The sequence below is a fragment of the Agrococcus sp. DT81.2 genome, assembly GCF_049844935.1.
Classification (GTDB): Bacteria; Actinomycetota; Actinomycetes; order Actinomycetales; family Microbacteriaceae; genus Agrococcus.
Genome location: NZ_JBNCLZ010000003.1, coordinates 145799 through 159101 on the forward strand (window position 1 = coordinate 145799; position 13303 = coordinate 159101).

At 72.8% G+C, this 13303-nt stretch carries 11 protein-coding genes; 10 read left to right on the forward strand and 1 reads right to left on the reverse strand.

Annotated features, from left to right (window positions below; genetic code table 11):
- The first annotated feature begins 55 nt into the window (after window positions 1-55).
- From ACLQ21_RS07140 to galK, 4 genes are read left to right on the forward strand one after another with little or no spacing between them, the layout of a single operon-like run.
- Complete coding sequence (locus ACLQ21_RS07140) at window positions 56-1441, forward strand: cystathionine beta-synthase (RefSeq protein ID WP_425662562.1); 1386 nt, start codon at window positions 56-58, stop codon at window positions 1439-1441.
- Between the two features lie 2 nt (window positions 1442-1443).
- Window positions 1444-2604: a cystathionine gamma-synthase gene (locus ACLQ21_RS07145; RefSeq protein WP_425662563.1), complete on the forward strand. Its 1161-nt coding sequence runs from the start codon at window positions 1444-1446 to the stop codon at window positions 2602-2604.
- Window positions 2605-2646: 42 nt separating this feature from the next.
- Window positions 2647-3810 carry a galactose-1-phosphate uridylyltransferase gene (gene galT, locus ACLQ21_RS07150; RefSeq protein ID WP_425662564.1) on the forward strand — a complete coding sequence of 388 codons (1164 nt, stop codon included), beginning with the start codon at window positions 2647-2649 and terminating at the stop codon, window positions 3808-3810.
- Window positions 3803-4957: a galactokinase gene (galK, locus tag ACLQ21_RS07155; RefSeq protein WP_425662565.1), complete on the forward strand. Its 1155-nt coding sequence runs from the start codon at window positions 3803-3805 to the stop codon at window positions 4955-4957. Before galT ends, galK begins: the two co-directional genes overlap by 8 nt.
- 17 nt (window positions 4958-4974) lie before the next feature.
- On the opposite strand, the gene ACLQ21_RS07160 is transcribed toward galK, so the two are convergent.
- Entirely contained in the window at window positions 4975-6342 is a 1368-nt protein-coding gene (locus ACLQ21_RS07160; protein ID WP_425662566.1) for an MFS transporter, read from the reverse strand.
- 84 nt (window positions 6343-6426) lie between these two features.
- Between ACLQ21_RS07160 and ACLQ21_RS07165 the strand changes: the two genes are divergently transcribed.
- The 6 genes from ACLQ21_RS07165 (at window position 6427) to chvE (ending at window position 13245) form a co-directional block, all read left to right on the forward strand.
- Window positions 6427-6876 carry an SRPBCC family protein gene (locus ACLQ21_RS07165; RefSeq protein ID WP_425662567.1) on the forward strand — a complete coding sequence of 150 codons (450 nt, stop codon included), beginning with the start codon at window positions 6427-6429 and terminating at the stop codon, window positions 6874-6876.
- 86 nt (window positions 6877-6962) lie between these two features.
- On the forward strand, window positions 6963-7973 hold the full coding sequence (locus ACLQ21_RS07170; RefSeq protein ID WP_425662568.1) for a LacI family DNA-binding transcriptional regulator: 1011 nt from the start codon (window positions 6963-6965) through the stop codon (window positions 7971-7973).
- A gap of 139 nt (window positions 7974-8112) precedes the next feature.
- The gene (araB, locus tag ACLQ21_RS07175; protein WP_425662569.1) at window positions 8113-9825 is read left to right on the forward strand and encodes a ribulokinase; all 1713 of its coding nucleotides are present in this window, start codon (window positions 8113-8115) and stop codon (window positions 9823-9825) included.
- A complete protein-coding gene (locus ACLQ21_RS07180) occupies window positions 9822-10526 on the forward strand; it encodes an L-ribulose-5-phosphate 4-epimerase (protein WP_425662570.1) in 705 nt (234 codons plus the stop codon). The genes araB and ACLQ21_RS07180 overlap by 4 nt, the downstream gene beginning before the upstream one ends.
- A complete protein-coding gene (gene araA / locus ACLQ21_RS07185) occupies window positions 10523-12043 on the forward strand; it encodes an L-arabinose isomerase (RefSeq protein WP_425662571.1) in 1521 nt (506 codons plus the stop codon). The genes ACLQ21_RS07180 and araA overlap by 4 nt, the downstream gene beginning before the upstream one ends.
- A 74-nt stretch (window positions 12044-12117) precedes the next feature.
- Complete coding sequence (gene chvE / locus ACLQ21_RS07190) at window positions 12118-13245, forward strand: multiple monosaccharide ABC transporter substrate-binding protein (RefSeq protein WP_425662572.1); 1128 nt, start codon at window positions 12118-12120, stop codon at window positions 13243-13245.
- The last annotated feature ends 58 nt before the right edge of the window (window positions 13246-13303 follow it).

Consider the following 13303-nt stretch of genomic DNA (forward strand, 5'->3'; position numbering starts at 1 on the left):
ACGGGGCATGCCCCGGGGCGGGGCCGGTAGGCTCGATCGGCAGTCAGGAGGCACGATGCGCTACGCAGAGTCGATCCTCGAGACCATCGGCGACACCCCGCTCGTGAGGCTCTCGAAGGTCACCGAGGGGATCGCCGCGACGGTGCTCGCGAAGGTCGAGTTCCTCAACCCGGGTGGCTCCGTGAAGGACCGCATCGCACTCGCGATGATCCTCGACGCCGAGGAGCGCGGGCTCATCCGCCCCGGCGGCACGATCGTCGAGCCGACGAGCGGCAACACCGGCGTCGGCCTCGCCCTCGTCGCCCAGCAGCGCGGCTACCGCTGCGTCTTCGTCTGCCCCGACAAGGTCTCCGAGGACAAGCGCTCGACCCTGCGCGCGTACGGTGCGGAGGTCGTCGTCACGCCCACCTCCGTCGCGCCCGACAGCCCCGAGTCGTACTACGGCGTCGCCAACCGGCTCACGGAGGAGATCGAGGGCGCCTACCAGCCGAACCAGTTCTTCAACCCCGCGGCGCCCGCGGCTCACGAGGCGACCACCGGCCCCGAGATCTGGCGCGACACCGACGGCCGCATCACGCACTTCGTCGCGGGCGTCGGCACAGGCGGCACGATCACCGGCACCTCGCGCTTCCTCAAGCGCGCGTCCGACGGCGCCGTCACGACGATCGGCGCCGACCCGGAGGGCTCGATCTACTCGGGCGGCACCGGCCGCCCCTACCTCGTCGAGGGCGTGGGCGAGGACATGTGGCCCGGCAACTACGACCCGAGCGTCGTCGACCGGGTGATCGCCGTGAACGACGCCGAGTCGTTCGCGATGACGCGCCGGCTGGCGCGCGAGGAGGGGCTGCTCGTGGGCGGCTCGAGCGGCATGGCCGTCGTCGCGGCGCTCCGCGTGGCCCGCGACCTGCCCGCCGACGCCGTGCTGGTGGTGCTGCTGCCCGACTCCGGCCGCGGCTACCTGCAGAAGGTGTACTCCGACGCGTGGATGCGCTCCTACGGCTTCGCCGGACCGGATGGCGGCGAGACGGTGCGCGACGTCCTCACCGGCAAGGCCGGCCCGAACGGCACCGTTGCCGTCCCCGCGCTCGTGCACGCGCATCCCGCCGACACCGTGCACGACGCGATCGAGATCATGCGCGAGTACGGCGTCAGCCAGCTCCCCGTGCTCACCGCCGAGCCGCCCGTCGTGGTCGGCGAGGTGGCCGGCGCCGTCGACGAGCGCTCGCTGCTCGACGCCGTCTTCGCCGAGCGCGCCGAGCTCGCCGACCCCGTCGCGAAGCACCTCGGGCCGCGGCTGCCGCAGATCGGCATCTCGGAGTCGGTGGATGCGCTGCGCGCCGCCCTCAAGGACGCCGACGCGCTGCTCGTGCTCGACGAGGCGAAGCCCGCGGGCGTCATCACCCGCACCGACCTGCTCACCTACCTCGCGAAGGAGGCATGACCGTGACCGACTCCTCGAACCGAGGCTTCTCGACGCGCGCGATCCACGAGGGCCAGTCCTTCGAGCCGCGCACCGGCGCCGTGATCCCACCGATCTTCATGACGTCGACCTTCGTGCAGGACGGCGTCGGCGGCTTCCGCGACGGCTACGAGTACTCGCGCGGCGGCAACCCCACGCGTGACGCGCTGCAGGTGCAGCTCGCGAGCCTGGAGCGCGGCACGCACGCCTTCACGTTCGGCTCCGGCCTCGCCGCCGAGGACGCGCTCCTGCGCGCGGTGCTGCAGCCCGGCGACCACGTGCTCATGGGCAACGACGTCTACGGCGGCACGCACCGCCTCGTCTCCCAGATCCACGCGCGCTGGGGCGTCGAGATCACCACCGCCGACGCATCCGATCTCGACGCCGTGCGCGCCGCCATGCGGCCCAACACGCGCATCCTGTGGGTCGAGACGCCCTCGAATCCGCTCATGAAGGTCGCCGACATCGCCGGGCTGGTCGAGATCGGACACGGGGCCGGCGCGATCGTGCTCGCGGACAACACCTTCGCCACCCCCTACCTGCAGCAGCCGCTCACGCTCGGCGCCGACGTCGTCGTGCACTCGACGACCAAGTACATCGGCGGGCACTCCGACCTCGTCGGCGGAGCGCTCATCACCGCCGACGCCGACCTGGCGGACCGCATCGCGTTCCAGCAGTTCGCGGTCGGCGCCGTCAACAGCCCCTTCGACGCGTGGCTGACCTCGCGCTCGCTGAAGACGCTCGCGGTGCGGATGGACCGGCACTGCAGCAACGCGCAGGCGGTCGCCGAGGCGCTCGTCGGCAACCCGGCGCTCACCGCGGTGCACTACCCGGGGCTCCCGGACCACCCGCAGCACGAGCTCGCGGTGCGGCAGATGCGCGGGTTCGGCGGCATGGTGTCGATGCAGCTCGCGGGCGGTCACCAGGCGGCGCTCGAGCTCGTGCGGCGCACGAGCGTCTTCCAGCTCGCGGAGTCGCTCGGCGGCGTCGAGAGCCTGGTCTGCCTGCCGTCCGAGATGACGCACGCCTCCGTCAAGGGCACCGAGCTCGCGGTGCCGGACGACCTGCTGCGCCTCTCGGTCGGGCTCGAGGACTCCGACGACCAGATCGCCGACCTGCTGGAGGCGCTCGCCTCGCTGCAGTGACGGATGCGGTCGCGCACCCCCCGCTGGTGCAGGATGGTCCGCGTGACCGGCATCCGTCAGACCTCCGACCGCCTCGCCGACGGGCGGGAGATCGTCTACTTCGACGACGCCGGCACGCCGGTGCGCGAGCGGCGTGCCGACAGCCGCGCCCTCGAGCCGCGGCCCGCGACGCCCACGATGCGCTTCGACGCGCTGAGCGCCGAGTGGGTGACGGTCGCGACCGCGCGTCAGGGCCGCGTGCACCTGCCGCCGGCGGAGTTCGACCCGCTCGCCCCGCAGTCGCCCACCAATCCGAGCGAGATCCCCGACGACTACGACGTCGCCGTGTTCGAGAACCGGTCGCCGTCGTTCGGGCCGGGGACGGCATCCGACCTGCCGGCCGCAGACGCCGCGGACGATGCCGCTCGGATCGCGATCGGCGCGGCGCGGCCGGCGATCGGCCGCTGCGAGGTCGTCTGCTTCAGCCCCGACCACGAGGGCTCCTTCGGCACCCAGTCGACGCTGCGCGCTCGCACCGTCGTCGAGGCGTGGGCCGAGCGCACACGGGCGCTCTCGGCGGTGCCGGGAATCGCGCAGGTGTTCCCGTTCGAGAACCGGGGCGTCGAGATCGGCGTCACCCTGCACCACCCGCACGGCCAGATCTACGGCTACCCCTACGTGCCGCAGCGCATGCGCCGCATCGCCGCCTCCGTCGAGGCGTACGGGCCGGGGCTGTTCGCCGACGTCCTCGACAGCGAGCGCGAGGGTCCGCGCGTGCTGGTCGCGGGCGAGCACTTCACCGCGTTCGTCCCGTTCGCCGCGCGCTGGCCGGTCGAGGTGCAGCTCATGGCCCATCGGCAGGTGCCCGACCTCGCCGAGACGACCGACGCCGAGCGCGACGAGCTCGCGGTGCTCACGCTGCGCATCGCGCGCGGCCTCGACGCGCTGTACGACGCCCCGCTGCCCTACATCGCCGGCTGGCTGCAGGCGCCGGTCGCGCAGCACCGCGACGACGTGCGGCTGTCGTGGCACGTGACGAGCCCGCGCCGCGCGGCCGACAAGCTGAAGTTCCTCGCCGGCTCCGAGGCGGCGATGGGCGCCTGGGTCGCCGACATCAGCCCCGAGGACGGCGCCGCCCGCCTCCGCGACGCGATCGCGAGGGCCGACGAGTCACGCCCGGTCGAGCCGCTGACGGCCGGCACCGGCACCGGAGCCGCCCGTGCGTGAGGCGTTCGCGACGGCCTTCGGTGCCGAGCCCGACGGCATCTGGTCGGCCCCCGGTCGCGTCAACCTGATCGGCGAGCACACCGACTACAACGGCGGCCTCGCGCTGCCGTTCGGGATCGACCGCCGCACCCGCGTCGCGGTGCGGCTCCGCGACGACGATGTCGTGCGGGTCGCGACCGACTCGGCGCAGGCGCACGCCGACGAGGGCGGGGGCATCGTCACGGCGACGCTCGCCACCGCGGGGGAGGCGACCGGCTGGAGCCGCTACCTGCTGGGCGTCGTGCACGTGCTGCGCCGGGAGCTCGGGATCGGCGGCACCGGCTTCGACGCGCTCGTCTGGAGCGACGTGCCCGTCGGGGTGGGCGTCTCGTCCTCCGCCGCGCTCGAGTCGGCGGCGCTCGTCGCGCTCGACGAGCTCTGGCAGCTCGGCATCGAGCGCACCGAGATGGTGCGGCTCGGCCAGCTGGTCGAGAACGAGGTCGTCGGCGCCCCCACCGGCACGCTCGACCAGTCGGCCGTGCTGCTCGCGCAGCGCGACCACGCCGTGCTGCTCGACTTCCGCGCCGAGACGGCCGAGCAGGTGCCGCTCGGCTTCGAGGCGGCCGGGCTCGAGATCCTCGTGATCGACTCGCTCGTCCGCCACGACCACGCGACCGGCGGCTACGGCGACCGGCGCAGGGAGTGCGAGGAGGCCGCGCGCATCGCGGGCGTGACGACGCTGCGCGAGATCGCGGTCGACGAGATCGAGTCGTGGGCCGACCGCATGCCGCCGCACGTGCACCGCCGCCTGCGGCACATCGTCACCGACACCGACCGCGCGGCGCGCGTCGCCGCGCTCGTGCGCGAGGGGCGGCCGCGCGACATCGGGCCGATCCTCACCGACGGGCACGTCTCGCAGCGCGACGACTTCGAGGACTCCGTGCCGGCGATCGACGCGGCCGTCGATGCCGCCGTCACTGTCGGCGCGCTCGGCGCGCGGCTCACGGGCGGCGGCTTCGGCGGCGCGGCGATCGCGCTCGTCGACGCATCCGAGTCGGCGCGCATCGGCGCGGCGGTGGCGGATGCCGTGGTGGCCGCCGGCCACGCCCGCCCGGTCGTGTTCGCCGTGCAGGCCTCGCAGGGCGCGCGCCGCGACCCCGAGGCCTGACCCCGCCCTCCACCCGGCTACTCGAGGGGCTGGTTGCGGCGCTCCGGGATGGTCCAGGCCGCGATCGCGGCGATCGCGAACGCCGCGGCGAAGACGCCGAAGAGCGCGATCGAGCCGCCGATGCCGAGCAGCACGGGCACCGCGAGCGGCGCGAGGATCGACGCGATGCGGCCGAAGCCGGCCGCCGCACCCGTGCCGGTGCCGCGCACGTTGGTTGGGTAGAGCTCGGGCCCGATGGCGTAGAGCGCGCCCCACGCGCCCAGGTTGAAGAACGACAGTGTGCAGCCCGCGGCGATGATCATCGCCTCGGTCGAGGCGGTGCCGTACCAGGCGGCCGCGAGCGCCGACCCGACGAGGAAGACCGTCAGCGTCGGTCGCCGGCCCCACTTCTCGATCAGGAACGCGGATGCCGCGTATCCGGGCAGCTGCGCCACGGTGATGATGAGCGTGAACTCGAACGAGCGCACGAGCGAGAAGCCCTGGGCCACGAGCAGCGTCGGGATCCAGATGAACGCGCCGTAGTACGAGAAGTTGATGCAGAACCAGACCACCCAGAGCGCGAGCGTCCGCCGGCGCAGCTCGCGCGACCAGATCGACACCCGCGGCGCCGCGTCCATGGCGGCCGACGCGTCCGATGACGCGACAGACGCGGGCCGGGCCGGCACGTCCGGCAGTCGGCTGGGCGCCTCGATGCCGGCCGCCTCCTCGAAGCGTCGCACGGTGCGCTCGGCCTCCGGCAGACGGCCCTTCGCCTCGAGGAACCGCACCGACTCCGGCATGCCCCAGCGCACGACGATCGAGAAGATGGCCGGCGCCATGCCGATCGCGAGCCCCCAGCGCCAGCCGTCGTCGGAGGCGCCCACCACGAACGTGCCGATGACCGCCGCGGCGATCCAGCCGACGGCCCAGAACGCCTCGAGCCACACCACCACCCGGCCGCGGATGCGCTTGGGCGCGAACTCGCTGATGAGCGTCGACGCGACCGGCAGCTCGGCGCCGAGCCCGAGCCCGACGACGAAGCGCAGCACGAGCAGCGCCGCGAGCGAGCCGACGAGGGCGGATGCGCCGGTCGCGAGCCCGTAGACGATGAGCGTGAGCGCGAAGACGCTGCGGCGGCCGATGCGGTCGGCGAGCAGCCCGCCGACCGTCGCGCCGATGGCCATGCCGACGAAGCCGACCGACGCGATCCAGCTCGTCTCGGTCGCGGTGAGGCTCCACTGCTGCGCGAGCGCGGCGATGACGAACGAGATCAGCCCGACATCCATGGCGTCGAGCGCCCAGCCGATGCCGGCGGTGCCGAGCAGCCGCCCGTGCTTGGGCGTGAACGGCAGGCGGTCGAGCCGCTCGGACCTCGTGAGGCCGTCGGAAGCGGTGAGGGCTGGCATGAGGGGCCTCTCTTCAGGGCGCACCTCCGCGCCGACCGAGTCCACGATAGTGCGGGGCGCATCACCCCCGGATAGCGTTGCCGCATGACCGCTGACGAGATCGACCCGGACGTCGAGCGCGCGCAGATCGACGCCTTCGTGACGACCACGGCGGATGCGGTGTGGCCGCTGTGGACGACGGCCGAGGGCCTCGAGCGCTGGTGGTGGCCGATGTTCGACGACGCGCGCTACGAGGTCGACGCGCGCGAGGACGGCTGGTACCGCATCCGCACGTCGAGCGGCGGCTTCGGCGTGCAGGGCCGCTACCTCGAGCTCGACGAGGGGCGGCGGATCGTGCAGACGTGGCTGTGGCAGGGCGGGGACGAGGACGCGCGGCAGTACGAGCAGCTGGTCACGATCGACTTCACCGAGCAGGAGGGCGGCACGCTCATCCGCGTCACGCAGACCGCCGCGCTCGACGAGGTCGAGTCGATCCGGGAGGGCTGGCAGGACACGCTCACGCGACTCGAGGAGCTCGTCGACGACGAGGGCTGAGGCTCCCGACTCCATGGCACCCGGAGGCGAAACGGTCACGCCCGTGGGATGCTGAAGGGGAGCACGGCAACACCGACGGAGGCGCGATGGCGAGCGAGGTCACCAGGCGGCCGAACATCCGCGACGTCGCGGCGGTGGCAGGCGTCAGCTACCAGACGGTCTCGCGCGCACTCAACCGGCACCCGAACGTCCGCCCGGAGACGCTGGCGCGGGTCGAGGCGGCCATCGCCCAGCTCGGCTACCGGCCGAACGCCGCCGCCCGCGCGCTCGTGCGCCGCAGCTCGCAGGCGATCGGCCTGCTGACCCTGCCGACGACCGACTACGGCCCGCAGACGCAGCAGATCGCGATCGAGACCGCCGCGCGCGACGCCGGGTATCGGATCGTGCTCACGAACGCCGCGACGCCCAGCGTCGACGACCTCGCCGCGGGCCTGCACTTCCTGCGCGAGACGAGCGTCGACGCGCTCGTCGTGAGCGTCGCCGAGACGGCGATGCTCGAGGCCCTCGGGCAGCTGTCGGTCGGGGTGCCGTACGTGACGCTCGAGCCCACCGGGCTCGCCTTCGGCCACAGCGTGGCGATCGACCAGCGCCTCGGCTGCCGGATGGCGGTGGACCACCTCGCGGGGCTCGGGCATCGCAGCCTCTGGCACCTGCGCGGCCCCCAGGGCTCCATCGACGCGTCGGCGCGAGCGCGCGGCTTCGCGGAGCGCACGGCCGAGCTCGGCATCGAGGCGGCCGGCACGATGGTGGGGGACTGGAGCCCCGACTCGGGCTACGCGATCGGTGCCGCGCTGCTCGAGCGGGGCGCTCGCGCGATCGTGGTCGGCAACGACCAGATGGCGCTGGGTCTCATGCACGCGTGCCGAGATGCGGGACTCACGGTGCCCGGCGACGTCTCGATCGTCGGCTTCGACGACGTGCCCGAGGCCGCGCACTACCCGACGGCGCTCACGACCGTGCGGCAGGAGTTCGAGCAGGTCGGCGCCGCCGCGATGCGGATCCTGCTCGACGACCTCGCCGGCCGCGCGGGGCTCGTGCACCAGCGCATCCCGCCGGAGCTCATCGTGCGCGCGTCCACGGCCCCGCCTTCCCGCTAGTCGGCGCGCCTCGTGATCGGAAGGTCACGATTCGATCACGGAGTGGCGCCGTTGTGACCGTTTCGCATACAGTGGCGTCCACTGCAGCGCGGCAACCGTCGTGCGGTGGCGCCTCACGACAGCGACAACGGAGTCAGCGATGGATGCACAGAGCCAGCCGGGCGGCAGCACGGCGCCCGACCAGCACGTCATCGGGGTCGACTTCGGCACCCTGAGCGGCAGGGCGGTCGTCGTCCGCGTCAGCGACGGGGCAGAGCTCGGCACGGCCGTGCACGAGTACGCGAACGCCGTGATCGACGACCGGCTCCCGGCGACCGGCGAGCGGCTGCCCCCGGAGTGGGCGCTGCAGGAGCCGAACGACTGGCTCGAGGTGCTGCGCCGCGCCGTGCCGGCCGCCGTGCGCGCATCCGGCGTCGACCCGAACTCGATCATCGCGATCGGCACCGACTTCACCGCCTCGACGCCCATGCCGGTCACGGCCGAGGGCTCGCCGCTCTGCCGCGTGGGCGGACTCGCGCAGCGGCCGCACGCGTATCCGAAGCTGTGGAAGCACCATGCGGCGCAGAGCCAGGCCGACCGCATCAACGCGCTCGCAGCCGAGCGCGGCGAGCCGTGGCTCGCCCGCTACGGCGGCGCCATCTCGAGCGAGTGGGAGTTCGCGAAGGCGCTGCAGATCCTCGAGGAGGACCCCGAGGTCTACGCGATGACCGACCGCTGGGTCGAGGCGGCCGACTGGATCGTCTGGCAGCTCTGCGGACGCTACGTGCGCAACGCCTGCACGGCCGGCTACAAGGGCATCCTGCAGGACGGCGCCTACCCGAGCCCCGAGTACCTCGGCGCTCTGAACCCCGGGTTCGCCGACTTCGCCGACAAGCTCGACGCCGAGATCGGCCAGCTCGGCTCGGCCGCGGGCACGCTGACCGCCGAGGCCGCGGCCCTGACCGGCCTGCCCGCCGGCATCCCGGTCGCGGTCGGCAACGTCGACGCGCACGTCACCGCCCCGGCGGCGAAGGCGACGGCGCCGGGCGACATGCTCGCGATCATGGGCACGAGCACGTGCCACGTCATGTCGAGCGAGACCCTCACCGAGGTGCCGGGCATGTGCGGCGTCGTCGACGGCGGCATCGTCGCCGGTCTGTGGGGGTATGAGGCCGGCCAGTCGGGCGTCGGCGACATCCTCGCCTGGTACGTCGCCAACCAGGTGCCGCCCGCGCTGCACGAGGGGGCCCGAGCGGCGGGGCGGAGCGTGCACGAGCACCTCACCGAGCTCGCGTGGGCCGAGCCGGTCGGCGCCCACGGCCTCATCGCCCTCGACTGGCTGGGCGGCAACCGCTCCGTGCTCGTCGACGCGAGCCTCTCGGGCCTGGTCGTCGGCACCACGATCACGACGCGACCCGAGGAGCTGTACCGCGCGCTCGTCGAGGCCACCGCCTTCGGCACCCGCGTCATCGTCGAGGCGTTCAACGGTGCCGGCGTGCCCGTCGAGCGCTTCTTCGCGGCCGGCGGCCTGCTGAAGAACCGCCACCTCATGCAGACGTACGCCGACGTGCTCGGCATGCCCATCTCGGTCATCGCGAGCGAGCAGGGCCCCGCGCTCGGCTCAGCGATCCACGCCGCGGTCGCGGCCGGCGCCTACCCCGACACGGTCACCGCCGGCGAGGCGATGGGCAACGTCGAGCACGACGCCTACGTGCCCGGCCCCGACCGCGAGGCCTACGACGCGCTCTACCGCGAGTACCTCGCCCTGCACGACTACTTCGGTCGCGGCGGCAGCGAGGTCATGCGCCGCCTCAAGGCGATCAAGCGCGCCGCGCGCGTCGCGAGCACCGAGCCCGCGGAGGTGCGCGCGTGAGCCGCGACGCGGCCATCGCGGCCGTCCGCGAGCAGGTCGCGGCTCTGCACGCCGAGCTCGTGCGCTACGGCCTCGTGGTCTGGACCGGCGGCAACGTCTCGGGCCGGGTGCCGGGGGAGGACCTCTTCGTCATCAAGCCCTCCGGCGTCGACTACGACGACCTGACGCCGGCGTCGATGATCCTGTGCGACCTCGACGGCACCGTGGTGCCGGGCTCCGAGGGCTCCGACCGCTCGCCCTCGAGCGACACCGCCGCGCACGCGTACGTCTACCGCCACATGCCGGAGGTCGGCGGGGTGGTGCACACGCACTCGACGTATGCGACCGCGTGGGCGGCGCGAGGCGAGGCGATCCCGTGCCACATCACGGCGATGGCGGATGAGTTCGGTGGCGAGATCCCGGTCGGCCCGTTCGCGATCATCGGCGACGACTCGATCGGCCGGGGCATCGTCGACACCCTGACCGGCCACCGCTCGCGCGCGGTGCTCATGCAGAACCACGGCCCGTTCACGATCGGTCGCGACGCCCGCGATGCGGTGAAGGCGGCCGTCATGTGCGAGGACGTCGCCCGCACCATGCACATCGCTCGCGCGGGGGGCGCGACGCTCCCCATCGACCCCGCCGCGATCGACTCGCTCTTCGATCGCTACCAGCACGTGTACGGCCAGCAGGAGGCTCCCTCCGTGAAGGACACCCAGTGACCAGCATCATCCCCGACCCCGCGACGCGGACCGTGTGGTTCCTCACCGGCAGCCAGGGGCTGTACGGCGAGGAGACGCTCGCGCAGGTCGCCGAGCAGTCGCAGGAGGTCGCCGCGCTGCTCGCCGACGCGGCCGAGATCCCCGTCACGATCGAGTGGCGGCCGGTGCTCACGTCCCAGGACGCCATCCGCCGGGCGGCGCTCGAGGCGAACGCGGACGACTCGGTGATCGGTGTGATCGCCTGGATGCACACGTTCAGCCCCGCGAAGATGTGGATCGCAGGCCTCGAGGCGCTCGCGAAGCCCATGCTGCACCTCCACACCCAGCACAACGTGGCGCTGCCGTGGGGCGACATCGACTTCGACTTCATGAACCTGAATCAGGCGGCGCACGGCGACCGCGAGTTCGGCTACCTCGCCGCGCGGCTCGGCGTGCCCCGCACGATCGTCGTGGGCCACGCATCCGCGCCGCGCGTGCGCGCTCAGGTCGGCACGTGGTCGCGCGCCGCGCTCGGCACCGCCGCGATGCGCTCGCTCAAGGTCGCGCGCTTCGGCGACAACATGCGCTTCGTCGCGGTCACCGAGGGCGACAAGACCGAGGCCGAGATCCGCCTCGGCACGCAGATCAACACGTGGGGCGTCACCGAGCTCGCGGATGCGGTGGCTGCCGCTGACGAGACAGCGGTCGCCGCGCTCGTCGACGAGTACGTGGCGAGCTACGACGTCGCCGACGAGCTGCTGCCCGGCGGCGAGCGGCACCGGTCGCTCCTCGACGGCGCCCGCATCGAGGTCGGTCTGCGCGGCTTCCTCGAGCACGGCGGCTTCGGGGCCTTCACGACGAGCTTCGAGGACCTCGGCTCGCTGCCGCAGCTGCCCGGGCTCGCCGTGCAGCGCCTGATGGCGGACGGCTACGGCTTCGGCGCCGAGGGCGACTGGAAGACGGCGATCCTCGTGCACGCCGCCGCCCACATGGGCGCCGGGCTGCCCGGCGGCGCGAGCCTCATGGAGGACTACACGTACCACCTCGTCGAGGGCGAGGAGGTGATCCTGGGCGCGCACATGCTCGAGGTGAGCCCGAGCCTCACGACGGCCCGCGCGCGGCTCGAGGTGCACCCGCTCGGCATCGGCGGCAAGGACGACCCCGTGCGGCTCGTCTTCACCGCCGACCCGGGCCCCGCCGTGGTCGTCGCGCTGAGCGACATGCGCGAGCGCTTCCGGATGGTCGCGAACGCCGTCGAGACGGTCGCGCTGCCCGAGCCGATGCCCAAGCTCCCGGTCGGGCACGCCGTGTGGCGTCCCGCTCCTGACCTGGCGACCTCCGCCAACGCCTGGCTCACCGCCGGCGCCGCCCACCACACCGTGATGTCGACCCAGGTCGGCATCGACGCCTTCCGCGAGCTCGCCCGGCAGTCGGGCATCGAGTTCCTCGCCATCGACGAGGCCACCACCACGGAGGGGTTCGAGCGCGAGGTGCGCTGGAACGCCGCCTACCACCGACTCGCACAGGGCCTGGGCTGAGGCCCGGACCCTTCCCGCGGCCGAACGGCCGCACCTACCCCGCCGCATCGCGGCACCCCATGAAAGGAACCACAGTGAAGAAGCACCGCATCCTCGGCGCTGTCGCTGCTGCCGGCATGATCGCGCTCGTCGCGACCGGCTGCGGCCGTGGCGGCACCGCCGACCCGGCTGCGTCCGACGGGGCGCAGGAGCCCGGCGGCTCCGGCCAGATCGTGGGCGTCGCCATGCCGACGCAGCAGTCGGAGCGCTGGATCGCCGACGGCGACAACGTCAAGGCGCAGCTGGAGGAGATGGGCTACTCCGTCGACCTGCAGTACGCGAACGACGACATCCCCACCCAGGTCTCGCAGATCGAGAACATGATCTCCTCGGGCGCTGAGGCCCTGATCATCGCCTCGATCGACGGCACCACGCTCACCGACGTGCTGACGCAGGCAGGCGACGCCGGCATCCCCGTCATCGCCTACGACCGCCTCATCAACGGCACGCCGAACGTCGACTACTACACGACGTTCGACAACTTCCAGGTGGGCGTGCAGCAGGCGACGAGCCTGCTGATCGGCATGGGCGTGCTCGACGAGAACGGCGAGCGCACCGACGTCGCCGGCCCGCTCAACGTCGAGCTCTTCGCCGGCAGCCCGGACGACAACAACGCGACGTTCTTCTGGGACGGCGCGATGAGCGTCCTGGAGCCCCTCATCGAGGAGGGCGTGCTCGAGGTCCCGAGCGGCCAGACCGAGTTCGAGCAGGCGGCGATCCTCCGCTGGCTGCCCGAGACGGCGCAGGACCGCATGGAGAACATCCTCACCATCATCGGCGACACGAAGCTCGACGGTGTCCTGTCCCCCTACGACGGCCTGTCGATCGGCATCATCTCGGCGCTCACGTCGGGCGGCTACTCGACCGACGCGCTGCCGATCATCACCGGCCAGGATGCGGAGGTCGGCTCGGTGCAGTCGATCATCGCCGGCGAGCAGTACTCGACGATCTTCAAGGACACGCGACTGCTCGCCGAGCAGGCCGTGGCCATGGTCGACTCGGTCCTGCACGGCGAGGAGCCCGAGGTGAACGACACCGAGTCGTACGACAACGGCGAGAAGATCGTGCCGTCGTACCTGCTCGAGTCGACCATCGTGACGATCGACAACTACGAGGAAGTGCTCATCGACTCCGAGTACTACACGGAGGACGATCTCTCCTGAAGGATCGGGGCGGGGGCGCGAGCCCCCGCCTCGCCCCGGCCCACCAGCGGCATCGAAC

What these genes read in the sequence shown, in the direction of transcription:
- araB (WP_425662569.1), top strand. Translation starts at nt 8,113, where the DNA reads ATGGATGCACAGAGCCAGCCGGGCGGCAGCACGGCGCCCGACCAGCAC.
- ACLQ21_RS07140 (WP_425662562.1), top strand. Translation starts at nt 56, where the DNA reads ATGCGCTACGCAGAGTCGATCCTCGAGACCATCGGCGACACCCCGCTC.
- ACLQ21_RS07170 (WP_425662568.1), top strand. Translation starts at nt 6,963, where the DNA reads ATGGCGAGCGAGGTCACCAGGCGGCCGAACATCCGCGACGTCGCGGCG.
- ACLQ21_RS07165 (WP_425662567.1), top strand. Translation starts at nt 6,427, where the DNA reads ATGACCGCTGACGAGATCGACCCGGACGTCGAGCGCGCGCAGATCGAC.
- ACLQ21_RS07160 (WP_425662566.1), bottom strand. Translation starts at nt 6,342, where the DNA reads ATGCCAGCCCTCACCGCTTCCGACGGCCTCACGAGGTCCGAGCGGCTC.